The sequence below is a fragment of the Rhodococcus sp. C3V genome, assembly GCF_029269915.1.
GTDB classification, from domain to species: Bacteria; Actinomycetota; Actinomycetes; order Mycobacteriales; family Mycobacteriaceae; genus Rhodococcus_F; species Rhodococcus_F qingshengii.
Map to the genome: position 1 here is coordinate 1 of NZ_JARJBE010000019.1, position 22,347 is coordinate 22,347.

Consider the following 22,347-nt stretch of genomic DNA (forward strand, 5'->3'; position numbering starts at 1 on the left):
CTGCGGCGGCGGCGGACAAGGCGACGCACTCATCGTCCGCGTCCCCAAGGCCTGAGTGTCTAAATACACCTGAACGAGCACTCTCGCTCTGCGACGCCCCGTGGTTTTCCTCACACAACTACGGGGCGTCGTAGTTGTTCGGGCACAATGGCCTCATGGCGAACATCTTTGACGTATCCACTCCCGCGAAACGCTTCCGTCTGGTGGCGTGGTGGGAAGCTGTGACCTGGGCGGCCTTGCTGGTTGCCATGTTCTTCAAGTGGGTCCTCGGACACGAAGAAGCGATTCGCATCCCCGGAATGGTCCACGGAACCGCCGGCTTCCTGGTGTTCATCGTTGTTGCACTCCTGACCGCGTGGTCGCTCAAGTGGGACGTCAAGACCACGATCCTTGCGCTGATCTCGAGCGTTCCGCCCTTCGGCACCGTCATCTTCGAACGCTGGGCAGTGCGAAACGGCAAGCTCGGTGAGCTGTCCACGGAGTTCGAGGCGTCCAAGGGCAACGCGGCGCTCGTCTGAGTGCTGCATCCCTCTACGTAGCTTCTCGCAACTCGTGACAAACTGGGAGCCGTGACTCGACCAGGTTCCAGGCCCCCCGCGCGTTCGTCCGCAGTTGCTGCCGCCATGAGCGGCGCAGTCGACTTGTCCGCCTTCAAAGAGCGGGCCACGGCCCCACCACCGCCGCGTAACACCAGCGGCGACGGGGCCGTTTCTGCTGTCTCCGGGGCAGTGATCGAGGTCACCGAGGAGAACTTCGAAAGCGAAGTCCTGCTGAAGTCGAGCCAGGTGCCGGTGATCGTCAACATCGGTGGCCGCGCATACGAGCCCTCGGTCGTATTCACCGAAGTTCTCGAATCATTTGCAGCGCGAGCCGGCGGCAAGTGGATTCTTGCCAACGTCGACGTCGACGTGAGCCCTCGTATCGCGCAGGCATTCGGTGTCCAGTCGGTTCCGACGGTTGTTGCTGTCGCGGCTGGTCAGCCGTTGGCCGATTTTCAGGGCGCTCAGCCAGAGGCGCAGCTCAGCCAGTGGTTCGACGCAGTCCTCCAAGCTGTCGAGGGCAAGTTGAGTGGGCCGGTCTCCGACGCGGACGAACCGGTGGAGGAGGTCGAGGATCCTCGCTTCGTGGCCGCTGAAACCGCGCTGGACGAGGGCGATCTCGACGCCGCCATCGCTGCGTACCAGGTGATTCTCGACGCCGAACCCAACAATGCGGAGGCCAAGAGCGCTGTCCGCCAGGTGAAGTTCATGGCTCGGGTTCAGGGTGTCGATCCCGAGTCGATTGCGGCCGCGGATGCTGATCCGTCCGATCTCGAACTGCAGTTCGCTGCGGCCGACCTGGAAATGTTCGCCCAGCAACCCGAGGCGTCGTTCGCCCGCTTGATCTCGGTGGTCTCGCGAACTGCCGGCGACGACAAGGCTGCCGCTCGGACGCGCCTGCTCGAACTGTTCGAACTGTTCGACCCGGCAGAACCGATCGTCATCGCGGCCCGTCGTAAGTTGGCTTCCGCTCTCTACTGACGTGTGGACCGGCGGTCGCTACTCCGTGTAGCGGCTGTCGCACACTTCCCGGCCACCGAGAACGCCGGTCCGGAACGCGTCGACACGTGCGAACCCGCTCGGAACCGTCTCACCGTTGACGTCACTGGCAGCCAGGCCGTCGGTCAGCAGCCCCGATACGGCTTCGTCGAGGTCGCCGGGGGAGAGTGTGACCTGTGCTCCGGACGCCGCGGCGTTGGTGGGACTGAGCGCTGCGGTGATGACGCCGGACAGGCAGGCGGCGCGCAAGGCAGTCTGCGGAGTGTCGAGCGATTGGCCGTTCTCCTTCTGCATCGCGAGGGTGTACCTCGACGCGAGCAGGACATAGGCGTTGTAGTCACCGGTGATGTTGGTCTGGATCAACTCGCGTCGCCCGACGCGACCCGGCGTGCCGCGCTCGGCAAGGTCGTCGACGCTGATTCCGATGGTGTTCGTCGACGGGCAGTACGAGACGGGTTCGGTCGCAACGGCATCGCTGCACCCGGTGTCTGCGCCGGTGAACACGACCTTCGGTGGCTGCGGTAGATCGAAGATCGCTTGGAAGGTCGTCACGAACTCGTCGAGAGTTGCCTCGGTGACGGGCAGTTCTCCGGAATCGTTGCCCTCGGCGAACTGCTGCGGGAGGTCTGCACGTCGTGACTCGATTTCGTCGGCGTCCATCTTCGCGCACGCACCGGCGCCGTCGGTGAAGCCGATCTGAGTGGCGGTGACGCGCTCGAACGCCGAACCATGGTGGCTCTCAGGATCATTAGGGTCTTCGTCGCGGATGGCGACCGCCGACGCCAACACCTTGTTGAGTCCGTCGGAGGTGTTCATCGTGAAGTGCGCGGCCTTGTCCTCGGCGACGTGCCGCAAGAAGGCGCCACCGAAACAGTCGGCTTGCTGTTCTCGCACCAGGGCTGCGTCTCGTTTACCGCCGACGATCCCGGCCTTGCGTTGAACGGCATGGCCGTACTCGTGCGCAAAGATGAACGCGACGGCCACTTCACCGAACTTCTCCCGCACCTCGGGCAGCAGCAATTCACGATCCCAACCGATGGTGTGATCGATGCTGCAGTACCCGGCGTTGATGAGTTCTTCGGTGGTCTCCTCACAGAAGTCCGGGCCGTTCGATTCGGTGGGGTCCCACGAGATCAGCTCGTCGACCGGTTCGAAGGGCTTGTCGAACAGAGCCGGGTACTCGGCGGCCCAGTAGGTTTCGATGTCTGTGATGGCGTTGGCTGCCAGCGCGTCGATGTCCCCGCCGTCGGTGCCGGTGATTGCTCGGTCGGCGTTGGGGGCTCCCGGACGCAACCCACTTGGTCCTGCCGTTGCGTCGAGTCCGGCGACGCGGAAGGGATCGTGATAAATCGAGACGGCGTGGCCACTCGTTCCCTGGGCACAACCGGCGAGCAGTGCGGCCACTGCCAACAGTGACGACGTGACAATGACTACTCGCCGGCCGACCATCAACGCTCCAGACTTATCCAAATCGCTCCAGCAGCTGGCAGCGCCACCTGTGCGGAGGCTGGCCGACCGTGCCACGAATGCGACGTTGCTGTGACCGCTCCGAGGTTCCCGACTCCGGAGCCGCCGTACACCTCGGCATCGGTGTTGAGAATTTCCACCCATCGGCCGGGCTCTGGTAGCCCGACGCGGTAGCTCGAGTGCTCACTGCCCGAGAAGTTGAACAGGCAGGCGACAATCGAACCGTCAGTACCGTAACGCAGAAAACTGAGGACGTTGTTCTCGGTGTCGTTGGCGTCGATCCAGGAGTATCCACCGGGCGAGGTGTCGAGGGTCCACATGGCCGGATGACGTCGGTACGCGGAGTTGAGATCGCCGACCAGTCGCTGGACGCCGCGATGGAGAGTGCCGGTGTACTGATCGTCGAGCTGCCACCAGTCGAGGCCGCGTTCTTCCGACCATTCCGCACTCTGACCGAACTCCTGTCCCATGAACAGCAGTTGCTTGCCTGGATGCGCCCACATGTATGCAAGCAGTGAGCGCAGGCCGGACGCCTTGGCGAAGTCGTTCCCGGGCATCCGGGTCCACAGAGTTCCTTTGCCGTGCACCACTTCGTCATGGCTGATCGGTAGCAGGTAGTTCTCACTCCACGCGTACATCAGTGAGAACGTGATCTCGTGATGGTGGTAGGTCCGGTGTACCGGGTCGTGACCGAGGAACCCGAGGGTGTCGTGCATCCACCCCATGTTCCACTTCATGTTGAATCCGAGGCCGCCGACATTGGTCGCCCGAGTGACTCCGGGCCACGCCGTCGACTCCTCGGCGACGGTGACGACTCCTCGATGGTTCTTGTGGACGGTGGCGTTCATCTCCTGCAGGAACGCAACGGCTTCGAGATTCTCGCGGCCGCCGTGAATGTTGGGAGTCCATCCACCTTCCGGGCGTGAGTAGTCCAGGTACAGCATCGATGCGACAGCGTCGACGCGAAGTCCGTCGATGTGGAACTCCTCGAGCCAGAAGAGTGCATTGGCGACGAGGAAGTTCCGCACCTCGCGGCGACCGAAGTCGAATACGTATGTGCCCCAGTCCAACTGCTCGCCGCGACGCGGATCGGCGTGCTCGTACAGGGGAGTTCCGTCGAAACGAGCCAGGGCCCACTCGTCTTTGGGGAAGTGTGCAGGCACCCAGTCGACGATGACACCTATCCCTGCGGCGTGCAGGTGGTCGACGAACCAGCGGAAGTCGTCCGGGGTGCCGAAGCGGGAGGTCGGTGCGTAGTACGAGGTGACCTGGTATCCCCACGAACCACCGAACGGATGCTCGGAGACGGGCAGCAGTTCGACGTGGGTGAATCCGGTTTCGGTGACGTAGACGGCGAGTTGCTCGGCCATCTGCCGGTAGTCGAGTCCCGGACGCCACGATCCGAGGTGCACCTCGTACACGCTCATCGGGGACTGCGAAGGATCGACACCGGCGCGGGTTTCGAGCCAGGCCGCGTCGTTCCACTCATGCGAACTGGTGGTCACTCGCGATGCAGTCGCCGGCGGGACCTCGGTACCGAATGCCATGGGATCGGCCTTGTCGCGAACGGAGCCGTCGTGGCCGTGGACCCGGAACTTGTACAGCGAACCGACTGCGATGTCGGGCAGGAAGAGTTCCCAGACCCCAGTGGATCCGAGGACTCGCATGGGGGCGAATTGCCCACTCCACCCGTCGAAGTCGCCGACGACGGTCACGCCGCGGGCGGCCGGAGCCCAGACGGCGAACGAGGTGCCGTCGACGGGTCCATCCGGTGTCTCGTAAGAACGCGGATGTGCACCGAGGATGTCCCACAGTCGTTCGTGCCGACCTTCGCCGAACAGGTGTAGGTCGAGTTCACCGAGAGTAGGCAGGAACCGGTAAGGGTCGGCTGCGAGAACCGTGTGTCCACCCGGGTACGTCACGGAATAGCGATAGTCGATCAGGTCGGGGTAGGGGACCAGAGCCGCGAAGATTCCGTTCGAAACATGTTCGAGAGGAAAGTTTTTGCCGCCGATGACGGCACTGACGGACTCGGCGTTGGGACGCAACGCACGCAGAACGGTGCCGTCGGCGTGGGGATGGGCGCCGAGGACACTGTGCGGATCGTGATGTTCACCGCGCGCCAACAGCTCCAGATCGTGATTGTCCGGTGCGATACCCGAAGGGAACTTCTCGGTTGACATCACTTGCCTCCACCTGCGCGGTGCGCATTGCGTGCTTGGTAGGCCAGAGAGATCCGGGCCGGATACGGAACGGGTGGGAGCGCGAGGATGTGCGCCACCGAACGCCAGGGCTCGAGGCGGACGAAATTGGCTTGGCCCCAATTGAACTGCTCACCGGTTACCTCGTCGAGCACGGTCATGTGGTCGTGCCATTCGCGTCCGAGCGCCGGCATGTCCAACCAGACGGTGCCCTCTTCTGCAGCGAACGGGTTGAGGTTGATCACCGTCAGGACGGCGTCACCGGTCGAGGCGTCGAACTTCGAGTAGGCGATCAACGCGTCGTTGTCGATGTGGTGAAAGTGCAGGTTCCGCAACTGTTGCAGGGCCGGATGTGCACGCCGGATGCGGTTGAGCGCGGTGATCCACGGCTCGAGAGACTCGCCTCGCGCTGCTGCTTCGGCGAAACGGCGCGGCCGAAGTTCGTACTTCTCGGAGTCGAGGTATTCCTCGCTGCCGGGGCGAACGGCTTGGTGTTCGTAGAGTTCGTAACCGGAGTAGACGCCCCACGTCGGCGCCAGGGTGGCGGCGAGAGCTGCTCGCAGTGCAAACATTCCGGGCCCACCGTGCTGGAGGGACTCGTGCAGGATGTCCGGCGTGTTCACGAAGAGGTTCGGTCGGGCTTCGTCGGCCTTCGCCGCCAGCTCGTTACCGAATTCGGTGAGCTCCCACTTCGCAACTCGCCAGGTGAAGTACGTGTACGACTGTGTGAACCCGCGCCGGGCAAGGCCGTACATGCGCGCCGGACGAGTGAAAGCCTCGGCGAGGAACAAGACGTCGGGGTCAGTTTTCTTGACCTCCGAGATGAGTGTCTCCCAGAAGTTGGGCGGCTTGGTGTGCGGGTTGTCGACACGAAAGATCTTGACGCCGGCACTGATCCAGTGTCGGACGACTCGCAAGATTTCCTTGTCCAGACCGCGAGGATCGGTGTCGAAGTTGATCGGGTAGATGTCCTGATACTTCTTGGGCGGGTTCTCGGCGTAGGCGATGGTGCCGTCGGGAAGGACGTTGAACCACTCCGGATGCTTCTTGGCCCATGGATGATCCGGGGCACACTGCAGCGCGAGATCCAGTGCCACTTCGAGATCGAGCTTGCGGGCCGCAGCGACGAAGGCCTTGAAGTCCTTGAGCGTGCCGAGTTGCGGGTGAACAGCGTCGTGCCCGCCGTCGACCGAGCCGATGGCCCACGGCGAGCCGACGTCACCGGGTTCGGGAGTGAGAGTGTTGTTGCGTCCCTTGCGGTTGATCTCGCCGATGGGATGGATCGGCGGAAGGTAGACGACGTCGAAACCCATTGCGGCGATGCGGGGTAGTTCTTCGGCCGAGGTTCGGAAAGTACCGTGTTGCGGCACCCCGTTCTCGTCCCAACCGCCCGTCGAGCGGGGGAAGAACTCGTACCACGATCCGAACAGTGCACGGTTGCGATCGACGACGACAGGGTGGGACTCGCCCTTGGTGACCAGTTCACGGAGCGGAGTGGCGCGGAGCAGTTCGGCGACGTCGGAGGCGAAGGCCGGCGCGACGCGAGCAGTCAGCGCCTGATCGCTGCGCAGCGACGCCGTGACGGCCTCGAGCCTGGACCTGTTGCCCCGCGGTACCTCGTGCGCGGCCTGTTCGAACAGGCGCGCACCGATTTCCAGGTCGTTGGCCAACTCGGCCGCCCCTTGCCCGACGGCGAGCTTTGCTTCCACGGCGTGCTTCCAGGTGGCGATGGGATCGCTCCACGCCTCGATCCGGAACGACCACATGCCTTCGGCGGACGGCGTGAACACCGCGTCGACGGTGTCCGGTTCGGTGCCGGGGTCCATCGGAATGCGCAGCGGCTTGGTACCGCGCGGACCACGCACGACCAAAGTGGCGGAAATGGCGTCGTGGCCTTCTCGCCACACGGTTGCGTGCACTGGGAAGACTTCACCGACCACGGCCTTTGCCGGATAGTTACCCGAGATCTCGGGTACCACGTCGTCGATACCGAGGCGTCCTGACACGGGAAGCTCCATTTCTGGTGATGGATCGCGGTAAAACTTTCTTTCGCCGGGTTCAACCGTAGTGGGTGCGGCGCTGGAGTGCTGATAACGACGAATTCGGGTCTGTCGGTGGTCAGGTCGGCTCGGGCGTTCGGTTCCACCGGACAGAGTGCGAGGAACTCGACTAGGGTTCGCGGGGTGAAAGCCTTGCGTCGGTTCACTGTCCGAGCCCACCTTCCGGAGCGCCTCGCCGCGCTCGGCCCCCTGTCCACCAACCTTCGGTGGTCGTGGCATCCCGAGACACAGGATCTGTTCTCGCGACTCGACCCCGAACTCTGGCAAGCAGTCCAGTTCGATCCGGTCCGCATGCTCGGGGAAGTCGACCCCACCCGTCTCGACGAACTCAGCAGTGACGAGGCATTTCTCGGTGACCTCGACACTGCAGCAGCCGATCTCGATGCTTATCTGAGCACCCCGCGTTGGTATCAGTCCCAGCAGGCCAAGGGCACATCGTTAGCCGGCGGAATTGCGTACTTCTCCATGGAGTTCGGAGTCAGCGAAGTTCTGCCCAACTACTCCGGCGGATTGGGCATCCTCGCGGGCGATCACCTCAAGGCCGCGTCCGACCTCGGACTGCCGCTCATCGGCGTCGGACTGCTCTACCGATCCGGCTACTTCCGCCAGTCACTGACTGCCGACGGTTGGCAGGCCGAGCACTACCCGCCGCACGACCCTCAAGGGTTGCCTCTTCGTTTGCTGACGGACGCAGGCCCGGCTTCCGAAGACGGATCGCCGGTCGTCATTCACGTCGCCATGCCCGGTGGCCGGGTGCTGCGTGCGCGAGTGTGGATCGCTCAGGTCGGACGAGTGCCGTTGCTGCTGCTCGATTCCGACATCGCCGAGAACGACGCGGATCTGCGCGGCGTCACGGACCGTCTCTACGGCGGGGACCAGGATCACCGCATCAAGCAGGAGATCCTCGCGGGTATCGGCGGCGTCCGCGCGGTGCGCGCCTACACCGCGGCGTACGGATTGCCCGATCCCGAGGTGTTCCACATGAACGAGGGGCATGCCGGATTCCTCGGCATCGAACGGATTCGGGAACTTGTCACCACCAGCGGTCTGGACTTCGATTCGGCTCTGGCCGCGGTCCGTGCCGGAACGGTCTTCACGACGCACACTCCGGTTCCCGCCGGAATCGACCGCTTCCCGGCGGATCTGGTCCGTCACTACTTCGGCGGAGCGAACGGCGAGAACGAGTCGAGTTTGCTTCCCGGCCTGACCGTCGACCGCATCGTCGGGATGGGGCGTGAAGCCGATCCGTCGATCTTCAACATGGCGCACATGGGTCTTCGCCTGGGCCAGCGAGCGAACGGCGTCTCGAAGTTGCACGGCATCGTCAGCCGCGACATGTTCAACGGTCTCTGGCCGGGCTTCGACGCCGACGAGGTGCCGATCGGTTCGGTCACCAACGGTGTTCACGCGCCGACGTGGGCGGCGCCGGAGTGGATGGACGTGGCCAGGCGGATCGTCGGTCAGGAGCAACTCGAAGAAGCACGCGGGTGGGAGCGCCTGCACGAGTTGTCGGCAACCGAACTGTGGGAAACACGTAATGCGTTGCGCGGCAAGTTGGTCGACGAAGTCCGTCGTCGCGTCCGAGCGTCCTGGCTCGAACGCGGCGCGACCGAGGCCGAACTCGGCTGGACCACTGGAGTTTTCGATCCCAACGTCTTGACAGTCGGATTCGCGAGGCGCGTTCCGACGTACAAGCGGTTGACGCTGATGCTGCGTGATCCCGAGCGTCTGCGTGCGATGTTGCTCGACGAGAAACGTCCGGTGCAGTTGGTGGTGGCCGGCAAGTCGCACCCCGCCGACGACGGCGGTAAGGCACTCATCCAGCAGGTCGTGCGGTTCGCAGACGAAGCGGATGTGCGTCACCGCATCGTCTTCCTGCCTGATTACGACATGTCGATGGCCCGCTACTTGTACTGGGGCTGCGACGTGTGGCTCAACAACCCGCTTCGCCCCCTCGAGGCGTGCGGTACTTCCGGCATGAAATCCGCGCTCAACGGCGGCCTCAACCTCTCCATTCGCGACGGATGGTGGGACGAGATGTACGACGGCGAGAACGGGTGGGCCATTCCGACGGCCGACGGTGTTCTCGACGACGTGCGGCGTGACGATCTGGAAGCCAGCGCCCTCTACGAACTTCTCGAGCACGCGGTACTGCCGACGTTCTACGACCGTGATGCAGCCGATCTGCCGACGCGCTGGGTCGAGAGGGTTCGCCACACCCTCGAGAATCTGGGCCCGAAGGTGTTGGCATCACGCATGGTTCGTGACTACGCCGTCGACTACTACGCCCCTTCGGCAGAATCAGCTCGAGCGGTAGTGGCGGACGATTTTGCCGGCGCGCGTGAGGTGGCCGGGTTCCGTCGTCGCATCGAATCGCAGTGGCCGTCCGTCGCCGTCGAGCAGGTGGACGGTTCCGGCTTGCCGGACACTCCGGAGATCGGTGCGACCATCTCTTTGAAGGCCAAGGTCCGCCTCGGCGGCTTGTCGGTCTCGGATGTGGAGGTTCAGGCAGTCCTGGGACGCGTCAGCCCAGGCGAGGAACTCACCGACGTGGTGACGTTCCCGATGACACACTTCGGCGCCGAGGACGGAACCGAGATCTTCGAAGCCGAGGTTGCGCTTCCGGTCTCCGGCTCCGTGGGATACACCGTGCGGGTGCTGCCGCATCACCGGTTGTTGGTCGATGCGTCCGAACTCGGGTTGGTGACCACTCCGAGCGTCTGACGTAATACATTCTGCCCCGGTCCGTTCGGTCGGTACCGGGGCAGAATTGTGCCCGCGTGAGAACCGGCTCAGGGACGTGAGTCGCGGATGCGGGTGAGCGCCTTGCGGACGACTTCGGGGTTGGTCGTCTCCCAGAACGGAGGCAGCGATGCGCGAAGGTAACCCGCGTATCTCGCCGTGGCCAGACGCGGATCGAGCACGGCCACCACGCCCTTGTCGTCGGTGCTACGAAGCAGACGGCCGACGCCCTGTGCCAGGAGCAGCGCCGCGTGATTGGCCGAGACGCTGAGAAAGCCGTTACCGCCATGGGATTCGATAGCCTGCTGGCGAGCCATCAAGAGTGGGTCGTCCGGGCGCGGGAACGGAATCCGGTCCAAGATGACGAGGCTCAGTGACGGACCCGGAACATCGACGCCCTGCCACAGGGACAACGTGCCGAACAGTGACGTGGGTTCGTCCTTGGCGAAGGCCTTGACGAGGGTGCCGGTGGCGTCGTCGCCCTGGCACAGGATGGGGGTGTCGAGGCGTTCACGCATCGCCTCCGAGGCGGCTTTGGCGGCGCGCATCGACGAGAACAGGCCGAGGGCGCGTCCGCCCGCAGCCTCGACGAGTTCGGCGATCTCGTCGAGATAGACCGGGGAGAGGCCGTCGCGGCCGGGCGTGGGGAGGTGGCGGGCAATGTAGATGATGCCGGCCTTTGCATGGTCGAAGGGCGACCCGACGTCGAGTGAGTTCCAGCGGAAAGCCGAAGCGTCAGAAGGTGCTTCGGTGCCGATGGCGGTACCCGAGTCGGGGCGCGCGGACGATTCCGCAGGAAGACCCCAGTTGACGGCGAGACCGTCGAACGATCCGCCGACGGTCAGTGTCGCGGAAGTGAGAACGACGGTGGATTCGGCGAACAGTCGCGAGCGCAGCAATCCGCCGACGGAGAGCGGAGCCATCCGGACGGAGCGCCGCACCGATCCGCGGAACTCGTCCGAGGACAGCCAGACGACGTCCTTGCGTTTTGCCGGGTCTGGTTCGTCGAAAGCGGTGAGAATACGCACGGCACTGTCGTGGACGTCGTCGACGGACGAGAGCGCAGCGTTGCGGGCCGCAGCGGCTTCGGGGTCTGCGGCTGCCATGCCCGGTTTGGCCGGACCGATCGCGGTGCGCAGCGACCAGGCCGCGTCGCGTATCGCGGCCAGTGCGGGCGCCGCACCGTCCGGGAGGCCTTCCCATCGACCTGGGCGCAATTCCTCGAGGAGTCCAGCCCAACCCTCGCCGGCAGCTTCGAGTCGGTCGGCGTCCTGCTCTTCGGCGATCTTGCCGCAACGCCTGGCCGCGGCACTGATCGAGGCGGCAGTGAGATCGGCCGTGGCGACGCCGGTGACGCGGTCGACCAACTCGTGGGCCTCGTCGATCACCACGACGTCGTGGTCAGGCAGGATCTGGATGCCGGTGATGGCGTCGATAGCGAGCAGTGCGTGGTTGGTGACCACTACGTCGGCCTTCGACGCCTCGACTCGGGCGCGCTCGGCGAAGCAGTCCTCACCGACCGGGCACTGGTTCTTACCGATGCATTCGCGGGAGGTGACACTGACCTGCCGCCACGCCTGATCGGATACGCCCGGCACCAATTCGTCCCGATCACCTGTTTCGGTGTCGGAGGACCATTCGGTGAGGCGGACGACCTCCCGGCCGAGACGCGAGACCGTGAACGGATCGAACAACTCGTCCTCGGGTGGCTGTTCGGACGCGCCTGTGTGGATCTTGTTCATGCACAGGTAGTTGTTGCGGCCCTTGAGGATTGCGAACTCTGCGCGTCGGCCGAGTGGCTTCTTCAGGGCATCGGCGAGCCGAGGCAGATCTCGGTCGACGAGCTGACGCTGCAGCGCGATGGTGGCGGTGGACACGACCACGGTGCGTCCCGATTCGACCGCGTGGCGCAGGCTCGGAACGAGATAGGCGAGCGACTTACCGGTACCGGTGCCGGCCTGGACGGCCAGATGCTCGCCGGTGTCGATCGAGTGCGCCACGGCGGACGCCATCGTCAGCTGACTGGTTCGTTCGGCACCGCCGAGCGACCGCACCGCTGTCTGGAGCAGTTCGGGAACGTTCGGGAGTTGATCGGCCACCCACGAAGGTTAATGGATCCCTACGTCAGAAACGTCCACGGATGATTCCCGGGGTAGTTCCCCGGCATTCGAGTCTTCTTCCGACGAGGCCTCGTCTCGCCCGATCAGCTGCACTCCCGCCTCCCGCATCTGCACCAATGCCGACTCGATCGTGGCGGTCGACACACCAGCGGTGAAGGGGAGAAGGACAGTCGTGGCGAATCCCGCGCGCGCGGCATCGACGGCCGTGGCCTTGACACAGTGATCCGTGGCAATTCCGATCACGTCGACGTCGGTGATCTCGTGGGCGCGGAGCCAGTCCTCGAGCGTCGTTCCGTCCTCGGCTGCTCCTTCGAAACCGGAGTAGGCCGCGCTGTAGGCGCCCTTGGAGAAGATCGCCGACCCGGCGACGGAAGCATCGAACGCCGGATGGAACTCGGCGCCGGCTGTCCCGACGACGCAGTGAACCGGCCAGCTGTCGATGAAGTCGGGATTCTCGGAGAAGTGCGCCCCAGGGTCGATGTGGAAATCGCGAGTCGCGACTACGGCGTCGTACTCGTGGGAGTTGACGAAATCGTTGACGGCTCCCGCAACCGCAGCACCGCCGTCGACTGCAAGAGCGCCACCTTCGCAGAAATCGTTCTGAACGTCGACAATTATCAGTGCTTTTGCGCTCACTGGTGCTCACCTCCGGTGAATCGAACGGGCACAGCCGAGTCTCCGCGCGAGAGTTTGAGGCCTTCCCACGGCAGGCTCACGAGCCCTGCCTTCAGAACTGCTCTGCTCTCTTCGAGCGTCGGCGCGCTGTCGACGACCTTGCCTTCGCGAACCAGCGGGATCAGCAGTTCGGTCGCTCCGTCCGCCTCGGAGACAGGTGACGGTGATCCGGCGGGGTAGATGACTTCTTCGACGATCGTGCCGGTCGGACGCACTACGCGCAGTGCCTTCTTTGCGCCGCCTCGAGATGCCTTGTTGGTGCTTCTCTTCTCGACCGCGATTCCGTCGACCTCGACCAGCTTGTAAACCATGCCTGCGGTGGGTGCGCCCGATCCGGTGACCAGTGAAGTACCGACGCCGTACGAGTCGACGGGTTCGGCGCGCAGAGCCGCGATCGCGTACTCGTCCAGGTCGCCTGAGACGACGATACGTGTCTTGGTAGCGCCGAGATCGTCGAGTTGTTGGCGTACCTGACGAGCAAGAACGCCGAGATCGCCGGAGTCGATGCGAACTCCACCCAGTTCGGGACCGGCAACGGCGACAGCCGTTTTCACGCCCTCGGTGATGTCGTAGGTGTCGACCAACAAGGTGGTGGATACGCCCAGAGCGGCGACCTGACCGCGGAATGCCGCGGCTTCGTCCGGACCGTCCTCGGTGGTGTGCAGGAGCGTGAAGGCGTGCGCGCTGGTACCTGCGCTGGGTACGTCGTGACGCCGCGCGGCTTCGAGGTTGGAGGTGGCGTCGAAACCGGCGAGATAGGCGGCACGTGAAGCGGCGACGGCGGCCTGTTCGTGTGTACGACGCGAGCCCATCTCGATCATCCGTCGACCGCCCGCTGCGCTCACCATGCGGGCTGCGGCCGAAGCGATCGCGCTGTCGTGGTTGAGGATCGAGAGAATCAAGGTTTCGAGGATGACGCACTCGGCGAATGTTCCGCGGACCGAGAGGATCGGTGAGCCGGGGAAGTAGAAGTCGCCCTCGCGGTAGCCGTCGATGTCACCGGAGAATCGATAGTTGCGCAGCCACTCGACGGTCGTGTCGTCGAGAAATTTTGCAACGATCGCCAGTTCCGGTTCACCGAACCGGAACTGCTCGAGTGCGTCGAGAAGGCGTTCGGTACCGGCGACGACGCCGTAGCGACGACCGTCTGGCAGCCGCCGTGCGAATACCTCGAAACTGCAGTTGCGGAAGGCAGATCCGTCGGCGAGAGCCGCCGAGAGCATGGTCAGTTCGTACTGATCGGTGAGCAGTGCGGTGCTGGCACCGGCGTCGCGGATGTCGGAAATTTGCGTAGGCACGCACACAACTCTATGCGCGAGACGACGTGGGTGGGTGTTGTCGCCTCTCGTCGCGCCGTACCCTGGATACATGGTTTTCGGCGGCGCGACCGTGTCCGGCACTTACTCGGCGAACGTAACGATGAGAGGCGCTACGGCTTCCTCTCCTCAAGCCACGCCCGAGCAGTCGGAGGCTGTTGCGACCATCGAAGCCGCAGATCGGCCCTGGGTGACCATCGTCTGGGACGACCCGGTCAATCTCATGCATTACGTGACTTACGTGTTCCAGAAGTTGTTCGGCTACAGCAAAGCCAAGGCTACCGACCTGATGATGCAGGTCCATTCGGAGGGCAAGGCCGTGGTCTCGAGCGGTTCGCGCGACAAGATGGAGGCCGATGTTCGTCGCCTCCACGCTGCCGGTCTCTGGGCCACGATGCAACGCGACGACACCTGAGAAAAGCACTTTTTCGACCGATTTGTTCGCCTAACTCGTAGACGGGAGTCCGACGCGTGCGGACGTGGAGTAGGAAGAGTTCACTCGGCGGAGTGAAGTTCAAGTCCGAGATGGACGGCCACGAGGCGGCGGTTCTGCGCTCGCTCGTGGAGTCGGTGACCGGGCTTCTCGACGAGCGTGCGTCTTCGGCGCCGCAAGACGAGCTCGCCGCCCTGACGGGCCTTCGTACCGGAAATTCGGAGACACCCGACAATCCGGTATTGGCGCGTTTGCTGCCCGACTTCCAGCGCACCGATCCGGACAAGGTCGCTCCGGACAGTGACGATCTCGACGACGCCGGCGCCAATGTCAACGGCGCGCTGCGAAGTTTGCACGAACCCGAGATCATCGACGCCAAGCGTGAGTCCGCTCGCATGTTGTTGGCTTCGCTTCCGGAGGCCGGCGGCAAGGTCGTTCTCACGCAGGAACAGGCCGACGCCTGGCTGTCCTCGCTCAACGACGTCCGTCTCGCGCTCGGAACCAATCTCGGCATCGACGCCGACACACCGGAGAGCCTCGAACCCGACGACCCGCGAGCCCCGCATCTCGACGTCTATCACTGGTTGACGTGGATGCAGGACTCCCTCGTCCAGGCGCTCATGCCATGACCACGACGCGGACCGGGCCCACTGATTCACTGACAGATGTCGCCGGCCTCGCCGTCGGTCATCACCACAAGCTCGACGAGGGAGCCACTCTCGGAAGCGGCGCAGCCACCGGCTGCACGGTCGTGCTCGCATCGGCCGGTGTGGTCGCCGGAGTCGACGTCCGGGGCGGCGGTCCGGGTACCCGCGAGACCGATCTGCTCGACCCGAGCCATTCGGTCCAGCAGGTCAATGCCGTGCTGTTGACCGGCGGTAGTGCCTACGGACTTGCCGCGGCCGACGGAGTGATGCGCTGGCTCGAGGAACACGATCACGGGATCGCGATGGGCGCTCGCGGCCAGGTGGTACCGATCGTGCCCGGCGCCGTGATCTTCGATCTGCCGGTGGGGGACTGGACCGTTCGTCCGACCGGCGATTTCGGATTCCTCGCTGCCGACACTGCTTCGCGCGAATTCGCCACGGGCACGGTCGGCGCGGGGGTAGGTGCCAGAGCCGGAGCGCTCAAGGGTGGGGTGGGAACGGCCAGCGTCGTGATCGCCGACGGCCCCGCCGAGGGGACTACGGTCTCCGCCTTGATCGTGGCGAATCCGGTGGGTTCGGTCTTCGACCCCAGAACAGGCCTGCCGTGGGGCGTCGGCTCGGACGGCGCGGAGTCTTTCGGCCTCAGGCTCCCCGACGCGTCCGAACTCGCGGCGGCCAATGCCGTTGCAGCCAAGGGAACTGTCCTCAACACCACGATCGGTGTGGTCGCCACTGACGCCGCCTTGACGAAAGCCGGGTGCCGACGCGTCGCCGTCGCAGGTCATGACGGCCTGGCCCGAGCGATTCGGCCCGCACATTCGCCGCTCGACGGCGACACGATCTTTGCGCTCGCCACCGGTGAACACACTCCGAATTCGGAGATCACGGTTCCGGACGCTTTCCCGAACGATCTGCCGATACTCGACGCGGTGTGCGCGGCTTCGGCCCAGGTGGTCGAACGTGCGATCGTCACAGCGATTCTCGACGCCACGTCGGTAGCCGGAATCCCGAGCTACCGCGAACTCTTCCCGTCCGCATTTCTCTAGGCAGCACTCCTGGAATCGGCGGTAATCTCGAATTGAGCCTGGTCGCGAGTGACCGGATCAGAAGACCGGATCGACGGTGGAGGACGCACACGATGACGATGGATTTCAACAGTCCGGACTTCGGCACCCGGACGCCGGCACCGAAATCCGGTCCGCCCTCGGTGTGGAAGCAGTCGGCCGTGTTGGTGGGCGGCTTCGCGATCCTGCTCTACGTGATCGAGATCGTGGATGTCATCTCCGGTCAGAATGTCCAGAACGCCGGCGTCACCCCGCGCACGCTCGACGGCCTGTGGGGAATCCTGTTCGCCCCGGTGCTGCACGACGACTGGGGTCATCTGATCGCCAACACCATTCCGGTGCTGATCCTCGGATACCTCGTGCTGGTGTCGGGAATTGCGCGGGGACTCGCGGCGACCGGCATCATCTGGGTGATCGGCGGCGTCGGGACCTGGTTGTTCGCCGGCTCGAACTCGAATCACGTCGGTGCGTCCGTGCTGATCTTCGGCTGGGTCACCTACCTGCTGGTGCGCGGGTTCTTCACGCGGAGCTTCACACAGATCCTGATCGGCGTTGCCGTCTTCGTCGTGTACGGCGGAGTGCTGTGGGGCGTTCTGCCGAGCGATCCACGGGTTTCCTGGCAAGGGCATCTGTTCGGAGCGATCGGCGGCGTGGTTGCCGCCTGGGCGTTGACGTCGGGGGAGAGGGCCAAGCGCGCCGGGTCGGCGCCGGCCGTTCGACCACCGAGTTTCTGAACGGACGTGGGTCACACCCTCACTGCGGTGTGACTTCGACGCGCCAAAACCACCAAGAGCTTTTTCCCAGACGGGTAGACGTGGCAGCATGACCGGTATGCGCATGACCGTCCTGGGGTGTTCCGGCAGCGTCACGGGTCCGGATTCACCGGCTTCGGGATACCTGCTCACGGCACCGGGAACTCCGCCGCTCGTGATCGACTTCGGCCCGGGAGTTCTTGGGGCGTTGCAGCGATACGCCGATCCGGGCGAGGTGACGATCCTGCTTTCGCACCTTCATGCGGACCACTGTCTCGACATGCCCGGCCTGCTCGTCTGGCGTCGCTATCACCCCAACCCGCCGGTCGGCCGTGCTCTGGTTTACGGCCCCACCGACACCGCGTGCCGCATCGGAGTGTCCTCCGCCGAGTGCGCCGGCGAGATGGACGACATCTCCGACACCATCGACGTCCGGCTCTGGGCCGAGAACGAGCCGGTGACGTTCGGTGAACTGAGCGTCGTCGCCCGCCGTATGAATCATCCACCCGAGGCCTACGGTTTCCGGATCACCGGCGCCGACGGCCGCGTCCTCGTCTATACAGGCGACACCGGTATGTGCGACAACGTCGTCGAACTCGCGCGTGGTGCAGACGTGTTGCTCTCCGAAGCGTCGTGGACCGACAGTCCGGATCGCCCCGAGGGAGTTCACCTCTCCGGTAAGGAAGCCGGCCGTGTGGCTGCCCTCGCCGGCGTCAAGGAACTTCTCCTTACGCACATTCCGCCGTGGACATCGCGTGAAGACGTGATCGCCGAAGCGAAATCCGAATTCTCCGGACCAGTGCATGCCGTCTCCGCCGGAAGTGTCTACGACATCTGATTCCCCTCACATTCGGTGCAGCGCTCACCGGGCGACCGCTAGGCTCACGAAGGTGACTACACGAGAAGACGGTAGGGCGGACGACGAGCTCCGCACGGTCAAGATCACCCGCGGGTTCACCAGTCACCCGGCCGGATCCGTTCTGGTCGAGTTCGGGAACACTCGCGTCATGTGCACCGCCAGCGTCGAAGAGGGTGTACCCCGCTGGCGCAAGGGCTCCGGCTTGGGTTGGCTGACAGCCGAATACGCGATGCTTCCCGCCGCCACGCACACACGCAGTGGCCGCGAATCGGTCAAGGGCAAGGTCGGCGGCCGCACGCAGGAGATCAGTCGACTCATCGGCCGATCACTTCGAGCGTGCATCGATCTCGCGGCGATCGGTGAGAACACCATCGCCCTCGACTGTGATGTCCTCCAAGCCGACGGCGGCACTCGCACCGCGGCAGTGACGGGGGCATACGTAGCCCTGGTCGACGCCGTGACGTACCTGCGCGCAGCCGACCTGCTCTCCGACCCACAGCCCATCTCGTGTGGCATAGCGGCCGTCAGCGTCGGTGTCGTGGACGGACGAGTGCGTCTCGACCTTCCGTACGAAGAGGATTCGCGTGCCGAGGTCGACATGAATGTCGTGGCCACCGATACCGGCACGCTGGTGGAAATTCAGGGAACCGGTGAGGGCGCCACCTTCCCACGCTCGACGCTGGACAAGCTGCTCGACTCCGCTCTGGCTGGTTGTGAGCAACTTTTCGAGATCCAGCGTCAAGCGTTGGCCGAGCCGTATCCCGGGGTGCTACCCGAACCGAAGAATCCGGAACCCAAGAAGAAGTTCGGTGCCTGAGCTGTGAGCGTACGAGTGTTGGTTGCCAGCCGAAATGCCAAGAAACTGAAGGAACTTCACCGGGTGCTCGACGCCGCCGGAGTGAACGGAATCGAACTGGTCGGGCTCGACGAGGTCCCGCCGTTCCCCGAAGCCCCCGAGACCGGAGCGACGTTCGAGGAGAATGCGCTCGCCAAAGCGCGTGACGGAGCAGCTGCAACCGGAATGCCTTGCATCGCAGACGATTCCGGTGTCGAGATCGACGCACTCAACGGTATGCCCGGTGTGCTGTCCGCGCGATGGTCGGGCACTCACGGAAACGACGGCGCCAACACGGCTCTGGTCCTGGCTCAGCTGGGAGACGTGCCGGACGAGCGTCGAGGCGCGGCATTCGTCTCCGCCTGTGCACTGGTGATCCCTGGCGGCGACGAGACCGTCGTGCGCGGCGAATGGCGCGGGGTGATCGGCCGCGAACCAGCCGGCGACGGCGGCTTCGGATACGACCCCATCTTCCGTCCGGACGGCGACACCCGCTCGGCCGCAGAACTCACCCCGGCCGAGAAGGATGCGGCGTCACATCGAGGGCGCGCGCTCGTACAGCTCGTTCCCGCGCTGGCGGCACTGGCCGGCTGAACCGAATCCGAAAAGTAGAGCCCTGAACGCGTCTGCGTTCAGGGCTCTACTTTTTGAAACTCTCAGAGCTGATAAGCCTGCTTCACCTGGGCGGTTCGCTTGTGCTCGAACACGAACGACAGGAACGGGATCGTGCCGGCGAGCGCGGTGGCAACCGTCGTACCGGGCTTCCACCGGGCCTTGATCGCCAAGTCGATCGTGAATACGAGATAGAGCATGTAGAACAGGCCGTGGATCTGGCCGATGTAGAACAACCACGACGGTGCGTCCGCCGAATTGTCGAGAATCAGGTACTTGTAGACCATCTCACCGGTCAGGAACAGCAGCCAGAGGCCGGTGATCCAGGCGAGAACGCGGTATCGGACCAGCGCCGACGCAACCTTCTTCTGCTTTTCTGCGTTGACTGCGGGGGTAGCGATGCTCGCTTCCGAACCGGTACTCACGTCGTGCTCCTATCGGACTCGCGAGCGGCGAGCTGCGCAAGGTAGTCGTTGTATTCCAGCATTTGGCGGGCTTCAGGGTCGTCGACGTCGAGGTTCACATCGTCGAACTCGGCCCGCGGGCGTTGCGGCAAGAGGTCGGCGGGAATCTCACGCGGCTCAGCGGCGGCTTCCTCGGCTTCGGCCTCTTCGGGGTCCACGTCTTCGAGCTGAACGAACTTGCGATACGCGTACACGACAAACGCCGCGAACAGCGGCCACTGGAACGCGTACCCGAGATTCTGTCCCGAGCCTCCGACGGCTTCGAAGCGCTCCCACTGCCACCAGCCGAGCGCGAGGCAGCCGGCAGCTGACACGATGACCAGCAGAATCAGCGCAGGTCGGCGTTTAGTAGCGTTCTTGGACACACTAAGACGGTACCTGAGAGCTATAGTGCCTCGCCCTGCGATCTCCGACACGGTGTCGTAGAAGCCGTGCCACGGCGTGTCGTAGAAGCCGTCCCGCAGCACCTGTGCGCTATGCCCATCCTCACCCGCAACGCCAGGGCACTGAACACATTCTCCCGGCTGTGCTGCATCGATAACCTCGGCGCGTATCCGAAAGCAGGGGAGTGTTTCATGCACATCAGAGTGATTCGCCCGGTCATCGACACCACACTGACTCCGGCGGTGACAGCCGAGGTGGAGCACTGGGCGGCGCCCGGTACGACGGTCGACGTCGTGTCACTGCTCTCTGGCACGGCGAGCATCGAGTCCGAGTACGACGAGGCACTTGCCGGCCCCGGGATCGTGCAGCGGGTCGAGGAGGCGGCAGCCGACGGCGTCGACGGTGTGTTCATCACGTGTTTCGCCGATCCCGGAGTGCATGCCGCCCGAGAGATCATCGACGCTCCGGTGGTCGGCGGCTTCGAGCCGTCATTTCTGACAGCGATGAGTCTGGGCGATCGCGTCGGTGTCGTGACCATCCTGCCGAATGTCGTGCCGATGCTCCGATCGCTCACTCGGCGGTATGGGCTGGACAATCGGCTGGGCAGTATTCGAGTCGTGGACATGCCGGTGCTGGGCCTCACCGATCGGGAGGAACTGATCGATCGACTGGCCGCTCAGGCGTCTGCGGCAGTGGAGAACGGCGAGGCCGACACCGTCGTTCTCGGTTGCACCGGGATGCTCGGTGTGACCAGTGCGGTCCGAGACAGGCTGCATGGCAAAGGGATTCACGTTCCGGTTGTGGATCCGACGGCCTCGGCGATCACCTGGTTGGAGAGCTCGGTCCGTCTGGGGCTGACACCGAGTCGGACGACGTACATGACTCCACCGGTCAAGGATCGAAAGCGCTGACCTTGCTCACGAGAACCGAAAAAGCCCCGCCGGATCAGATCCGGCGGGGCTCTTCGTTGTGCGCGAGGGGGGACTTGAACCCCCACGTCCTGAGACACTGGAACCTAAATCCAGCGCGTCTGCCAATTCCGCCACTCGCGCGCGGAATTCAAAGGATACGCGAGTGGAATCGCTCGCGGGCACACCACCCTGGTCGGGATGCGCCCGCCCGCTCTCAGGCCGTTTCGGCGAGTGGATCCGCTGCGGGCGGCATGGTGGATTTCTTCGACCGGCGAGGTTGCTCGGCCGTGCGTTGATACCGCCACGCAGCGTGGGTGAGCGTTTGAACATCGACATCGAGATGTTCGGCAACCGCAACGAGCAACTCGGCTGCGTCGGTGCTCGACAACAATTCCTCACCACTGCTTGCTTCGGTGGCGAACCGTGCAAGTAGATCTATCGAAGTTACCGTCAACTTCCCGGACAGGAACACCAGCGTCTCGAAGGTCCTGGGGCCGAGCCCCGGAACGGAGACAACTGCCGAACGGAGGCTTTCGGTGTCCTCGACGTCGGCACTGGACCTGCAACCGGATTCGACGAGCGCCTTGGCCGCACGAGCCGCACCCTCGGCTTTGGTGAAGTAGTTGCCCGGCACGCGCTGGCGATTGCCGAGAATCGTTGCGAGCTCGTCGCCACGGTCGGTGAAGGCGGCGAGAGCGGACAAGCTGTCGAGGCGATCGTCGGCGGCTACCGAGCGGTGTGTGCGCCAACGGTCGACGACGGCGCGGACTCCGGTCTTCGGTGTTCCGTAGGCGGCGCGCGACGAGAAGATCGCGTCGAGAAGGGCGGATTCGGACTCGCGCGGCCATCCCTGATTCCAATGCGGCCACGCCTCGCGCGGAAGCTCGGCGCCGATGAATTCGGCCGCTCTGACTACGTCTGTGTCTTTCATGATTTCTCCCCCCGAGAAGTTGTCCGGTGTGGACGCGCTGAACGTAGCGAGGGGGTCCGACAGATTGTGGCCCGGAACGCACGGGATCGACCGTCCGTCAAGGAGGTCACGAATTGGTAACAATAAATATGAGGGGTTCCTCAGGTTTCTGAAAATCCCGGTAACAGTCCCAGGCAGGGCGTTCGCGACCTACTCGCGAGTCACTTTCTCGAAGTCTCGTGAGGAAGATCACGGCCCCGAAAGTCCAGATTTCCAGGGTGCCGACAAACGTGAGGAAATCCTCATGATTCTGTGTAAACCTTGTCTTGCACGAACGCCCTGACTCCGTCGATTCTC

General features: G+C 64.2%; 20 protein-coding genes and 1 tRNA gene. 11 read left to right on the forward strand and 10 right to left on the reverse strand.

The genetic code is table 11. From position 1 onward, the window contains the following. The first annotated feature begins 155 nt into the window (after positions 1 to 155). Both P3G66_RS29315 and P3G66_RS29320 read left to right on the forward strand, forming a co-directional pair. A complete protein-coding gene (locus P3G66_RS29315) occupies positions 156 to 518 on the forward strand; it encodes a DUF3817 domain-containing protein (protein ID WP_003945330.1) in 363 nt (120 codons plus the stop codon). Positions 519 to 623: 105 nt separating this feature from the next. Then, on the forward strand, positions 624 to 1,520 hold the full coding sequence (locus tag P3G66_RS29320; protein WP_193604728.1) for a tetratricopeptide repeat protein: 897 nt from the start codon (positions 624 to 626) through the stop codon (positions 1,518 to 1,520). 18 nt (positions 1,521 to 1,538) lie between these two features. Here the strand turns inward: P3G66_RS29320 and P3G66_RS29325 are convergent, their stop codons facing one another. From P3G66_RS29325 to P3G66_RS29335, 3 genes are read right to left on the reverse strand one after another with little or no spacing between them, the layout of a single operon-like run. Next, complete coding sequence (locus tag P3G66_RS29325) at positions 1,539 to 2,987, reverse strand: neutral zinc metallopeptidase (protein WP_276117533.1); 1,449 nt, start codon at positions 2,985 to 2,987, stop codon at positions 1,539 to 1,541. Continuing rightward, on the reverse strand, positions 2,987 to 5,188 hold the full coding sequence (gene glgB / locus P3G66_RS29330) for a 1,4-alpha-glucan branching protein GlgB (RefSeq protein ID WP_003945366.1): 2,202 nt from the start codon (positions 5,186 to 5,188) through the stop codon (positions 2,987 to 2,989). Before glgB ends, P3G66_RS29325 begins: the two co-directional genes overlap by 1 nt. Then, complete coding sequence (locus tag P3G66_RS29335; protein ID WP_042925800.1) at positions 5,188 to 7,212, reverse strand: alpha-1,4-glucan--maltose-1-phosphate maltosyltransferase; 2,025 nt, start codon at positions 7,210 to 7,212, stop codon at positions 5,188 to 5,190. Before P3G66_RS29335 ends, glgB begins: the two co-directional genes overlap by 1 nt. A 177-nt stretch (positions 7,213 to 7,389) precedes the next feature. On the opposite strand from P3G66_RS29335, the gene glgP reads away from it, so the two are divergent. Further along, positions 7,390 to 9,990 (forward strand): alpha-glucan family phosphorylase, encoded by a 2,601-nt coding sequence (gene glgP / locus P3G66_RS29340; protein WP_276117534.1) that lies wholly within the window; start codon positions 7,390 to 7,392, stop codon positions 9,988 to 9,990. 68 nt (positions 9,991 to 10,058) lie between these two features. Here glgP and P3G66_RS29345 read toward each other — a convergent pair whose 3' ends face one another. The 3 genes from P3G66_RS29345 to P3G66_RS29355 are packed head-to-tail and all read right to left on the reverse strand — an operon-like array spanning position 10,059 to position 14,101. Then, a complete protein-coding gene (locus tag P3G66_RS29345; protein ID WP_050656794.1) occupies positions 10,059 to 12,107 on the reverse strand; it encodes an ATP-dependent DNA helicase in 2,049 nt (682 codons plus the stop codon). A 9-nt stretch (positions 12,108 to 12,116) separates the two neighbouring features. Continuing rightward, positions 12,117 to 12,764 (reverse strand): nicotinamidase, encoded by a 648-nt coding sequence (locus tag P3G66_RS29350; RefSeq protein ID WP_042925786.1) that lies wholly within the window; start codon positions 12,762 to 12,764, stop codon positions 12,117 to 12,119. Further along, positions 12,761 to 14,101, reverse strand: a complete 1,341-nt coding sequence (locus tag P3G66_RS29355) for a nicotinate phosphoribosyltransferase (protein ID WP_030537905.1) — start codon at positions 14,099 to 14,101, stop codon at positions 12,761 to 12,763. The genes P3G66_RS29350 and P3G66_RS29355 overlap by 4 nt, the downstream gene beginning before the upstream one ends. A 121-nt stretch (positions 14,102 to 14,222) precedes the next feature. Here P3G66_RS29355 and clpS point away from each other — a divergent pair, with 121 nt between their 5' ends. The 7 genes from clpS to rdgB all read left to right on the forward strand — a co-directional run bounded on the left by clpS (position 14,223) and on the right by rdgB (position 19,303). Beyond that, a complete protein-coding gene (clpS, locus tag P3G66_RS29360) occupies positions 14,223 to 14,534 on the forward strand; it encodes an ATP-dependent Clp protease adapter ClpS (RefSeq protein WP_029255695.1) in 312 nt (103 codons plus the stop codon). A 56-nt stretch (positions 14,535 to 14,590) separates the two neighbouring features. Beyond that, on the forward strand, positions 14,591 to 15,181 hold the full coding sequence (locus tag P3G66_RS29365; RefSeq protein WP_003945318.1) for a DUF2017 domain-containing protein: 591 nt from the start codon (positions 14,591 to 14,593) through the stop codon (positions 15,179 to 15,181). Further along, the gene (locus P3G66_RS29370; RefSeq protein WP_276117535.1) at positions 15,178 to 16,245 is read left to right on the forward strand and encodes a P1 family peptidase; all 1,068 of its coding nucleotides are present in this window, start codon (positions 15,178 to 15,180) and stop codon (positions 16,243 to 16,245) included. The genes P3G66_RS29365 and P3G66_RS29370 overlap by 4 nt, the downstream gene beginning before the upstream one ends. 92 nt (positions 16,246 to 16,337) lie before the next feature. Further along, complete coding sequence (locus P3G66_RS29375) at positions 16,338 to 16,997, forward strand: rhomboid family intramembrane serine protease (RefSeq protein WP_007733273.1); 660 nt, start codon at positions 16,338 to 16,340, stop codon at positions 16,995 to 16,997. 97 nt (positions 16,998 to 17,094) lie between these two features. After that, on the forward strand, positions 17,095 to 17,853 hold the full coding sequence (locus P3G66_RS29380; RefSeq protein WP_007733274.1) for a cyclic nucleotide-degrading phosphodiesterase: 759 nt from the start codon (positions 17,095 to 17,097) through the stop codon (positions 17,851 to 17,853). 52 nt (positions 17,854 to 17,905) lie between these two features. Next, positions 17,906 to 18,691, forward strand: a complete 786-nt coding sequence (rph, locus tag P3G66_RS29385) for a ribonuclease PH (RefSeq protein ID WP_003945332.1) — start codon at positions 17,906 to 17,908, stop codon at positions 18,689 to 18,691. A 3-nt stretch (positions 18,692 to 18,694) separates the two neighbouring features. Continuing rightward, on the forward strand, positions 18,695 to 19,303 hold the full coding sequence (gene rdgB, locus P3G66_RS29390) for an RdgB/HAM1 family non-canonical purine NTP pyrophosphatase (protein WP_019749148.1): 609 nt from the start codon (positions 18,695 to 18,697) through the stop codon (positions 19,301 to 19,303). A gap of 62 nt (positions 19,304 to 19,365) precedes the next feature. On the opposite strand, the gene P3G66_RS29395 is transcribed toward rdgB, so the two are convergent. Together P3G66_RS29395 and P3G66_RS29400 are read right to left on the reverse strand one after the other, a co-directional pair. Continuing rightward, positions 19,366 to 19,746 (reverse strand): DUF3817 domain-containing protein, encoded by a 381-nt coding sequence (locus P3G66_RS29395; RefSeq protein WP_003945334.1) that lies wholly within the window; start codon positions 19,744 to 19,746, stop codon positions 19,366 to 19,368. Next, positions 19,743 to 20,150 carry a hypothetical protein gene (locus P3G66_RS29400; protein ID WP_020970031.1) on the reverse strand — a complete coding sequence of 136 codons (408 nt, stop codon included), beginning with the start codon at positions 20,148 to 20,150 and terminating at the stop codon, positions 19,743 to 19,745. Before P3G66_RS29400 ends, P3G66_RS29395 begins: the two co-directional genes overlap by 4 nt. 210 nt (positions 20,151 to 20,360) lie before the next feature. Between P3G66_RS29400 and P3G66_RS29405 the strand changes: the two genes are divergently transcribed. Beyond that, positions 20,361 to 21,080 carry an aspartate/glutamate racemase family protein gene (locus P3G66_RS29405; protein WP_030537908.1) on the forward strand — a complete coding sequence of 240 codons (720 nt, stop codon included), beginning with the start codon at positions 20,361 to 20,363 and terminating at the stop codon, positions 21,078 to 21,080. A gap of 59 nt (positions 21,081 to 21,139) precedes the next feature. On the opposite strand, the gene P3G66_RS29410 is transcribed toward P3G66_RS29405, so the two are convergent. Together P3G66_RS29410 and P3G66_RS29415 are read right to left on the reverse strand one after the other, a co-directional pair. Continuing rightward, positions 21,140 to 21,221, reverse strand: a tRNA-Leu gene (locus P3G66_RS29410). A gap of 73 nt (positions 21,222 to 21,294) precedes the next feature. Next, positions 21,295 to 22,011 carry a hypothetical protein gene (locus tag P3G66_RS29415; RefSeq protein ID WP_030537909.1) on the reverse strand — a complete coding sequence of 239 codons (717 nt, stop codon included), beginning with the start codon at positions 22,009 to 22,011 and terminating at the stop codon, positions 21,295 to 21,297. Positions 22,012 to 22,347: the final 336 nt, after the last annotated feature.

Bases quoted from the DNA above. Each gene is read 5' to 3' on its own strand.
- P3G66_RS29380 (WP_007733274.1), top strand. From the start codon at position 17,095: ATGCGCATGACCGTCCTGGGGTGTTCCGGCAGCGTCACGGGTCCGGAT.
- P3G66_RS29315 (WP_003945330.1), top strand. From the start codon at position 156: ATGGCGAACATCTTTGACGTATCCACTCCCGCGAAACGCTTCCGTCTG.
- P3G66_RS29375 (WP_007733273.1), top strand. From the start codon at position 16,338: ATGACGATGGATTTCAACAGTCCGGACTTCGGCACCCGGACGCCGGCA.
- glgB (WP_003945366.1), bottom strand. From the start codon at position 5,188: ATGTCAACCGAGAAGTTCCCTTCGGGTATCGCACCGGACAATCACGAT.
- P3G66_RS29325 (WP_276117533.1), bottom strand. From the start codon at position 2,987: ATGGTCGGCCGGCGAGTAGTCATTGTCACGTCGTCACTGTTGGCAGTG.
- P3G66_RS29415 (WP_030537909.1), bottom strand. From the start codon at position 22,011: ATGAAAGACACAGACGTAGTCAGAGCGGCCGAATTCATCGGCGCCGAG.
- P3G66_RS29370 (WP_276117535.1), top strand. From the start codon at position 15,178: ATGACCACGACGCGGACCGGGCCCACTGATTCACTGACAGATGTCGCC.
- P3G66_RS29405 (WP_030537908.1), top strand. From the start codon at position 20,361: ATGCACATCAGAGTGATTCGCCCGGTCATCGACACCACACTGACTCCG.
- clpS (WP_029255695.1), top strand. From the start codon at position 14,223: ATGAGAGGCGCTACGGCTTCCTCTCCTCAAGCCACGCCCGAGCAGTCG.
- P3G66_RS29320 (WP_193604728.1), top strand. From the start codon at position 624: ATGAGCGGCGCAGTCGACTTGTCCGCCTTCAAAGAGCGGGCCACGGCC.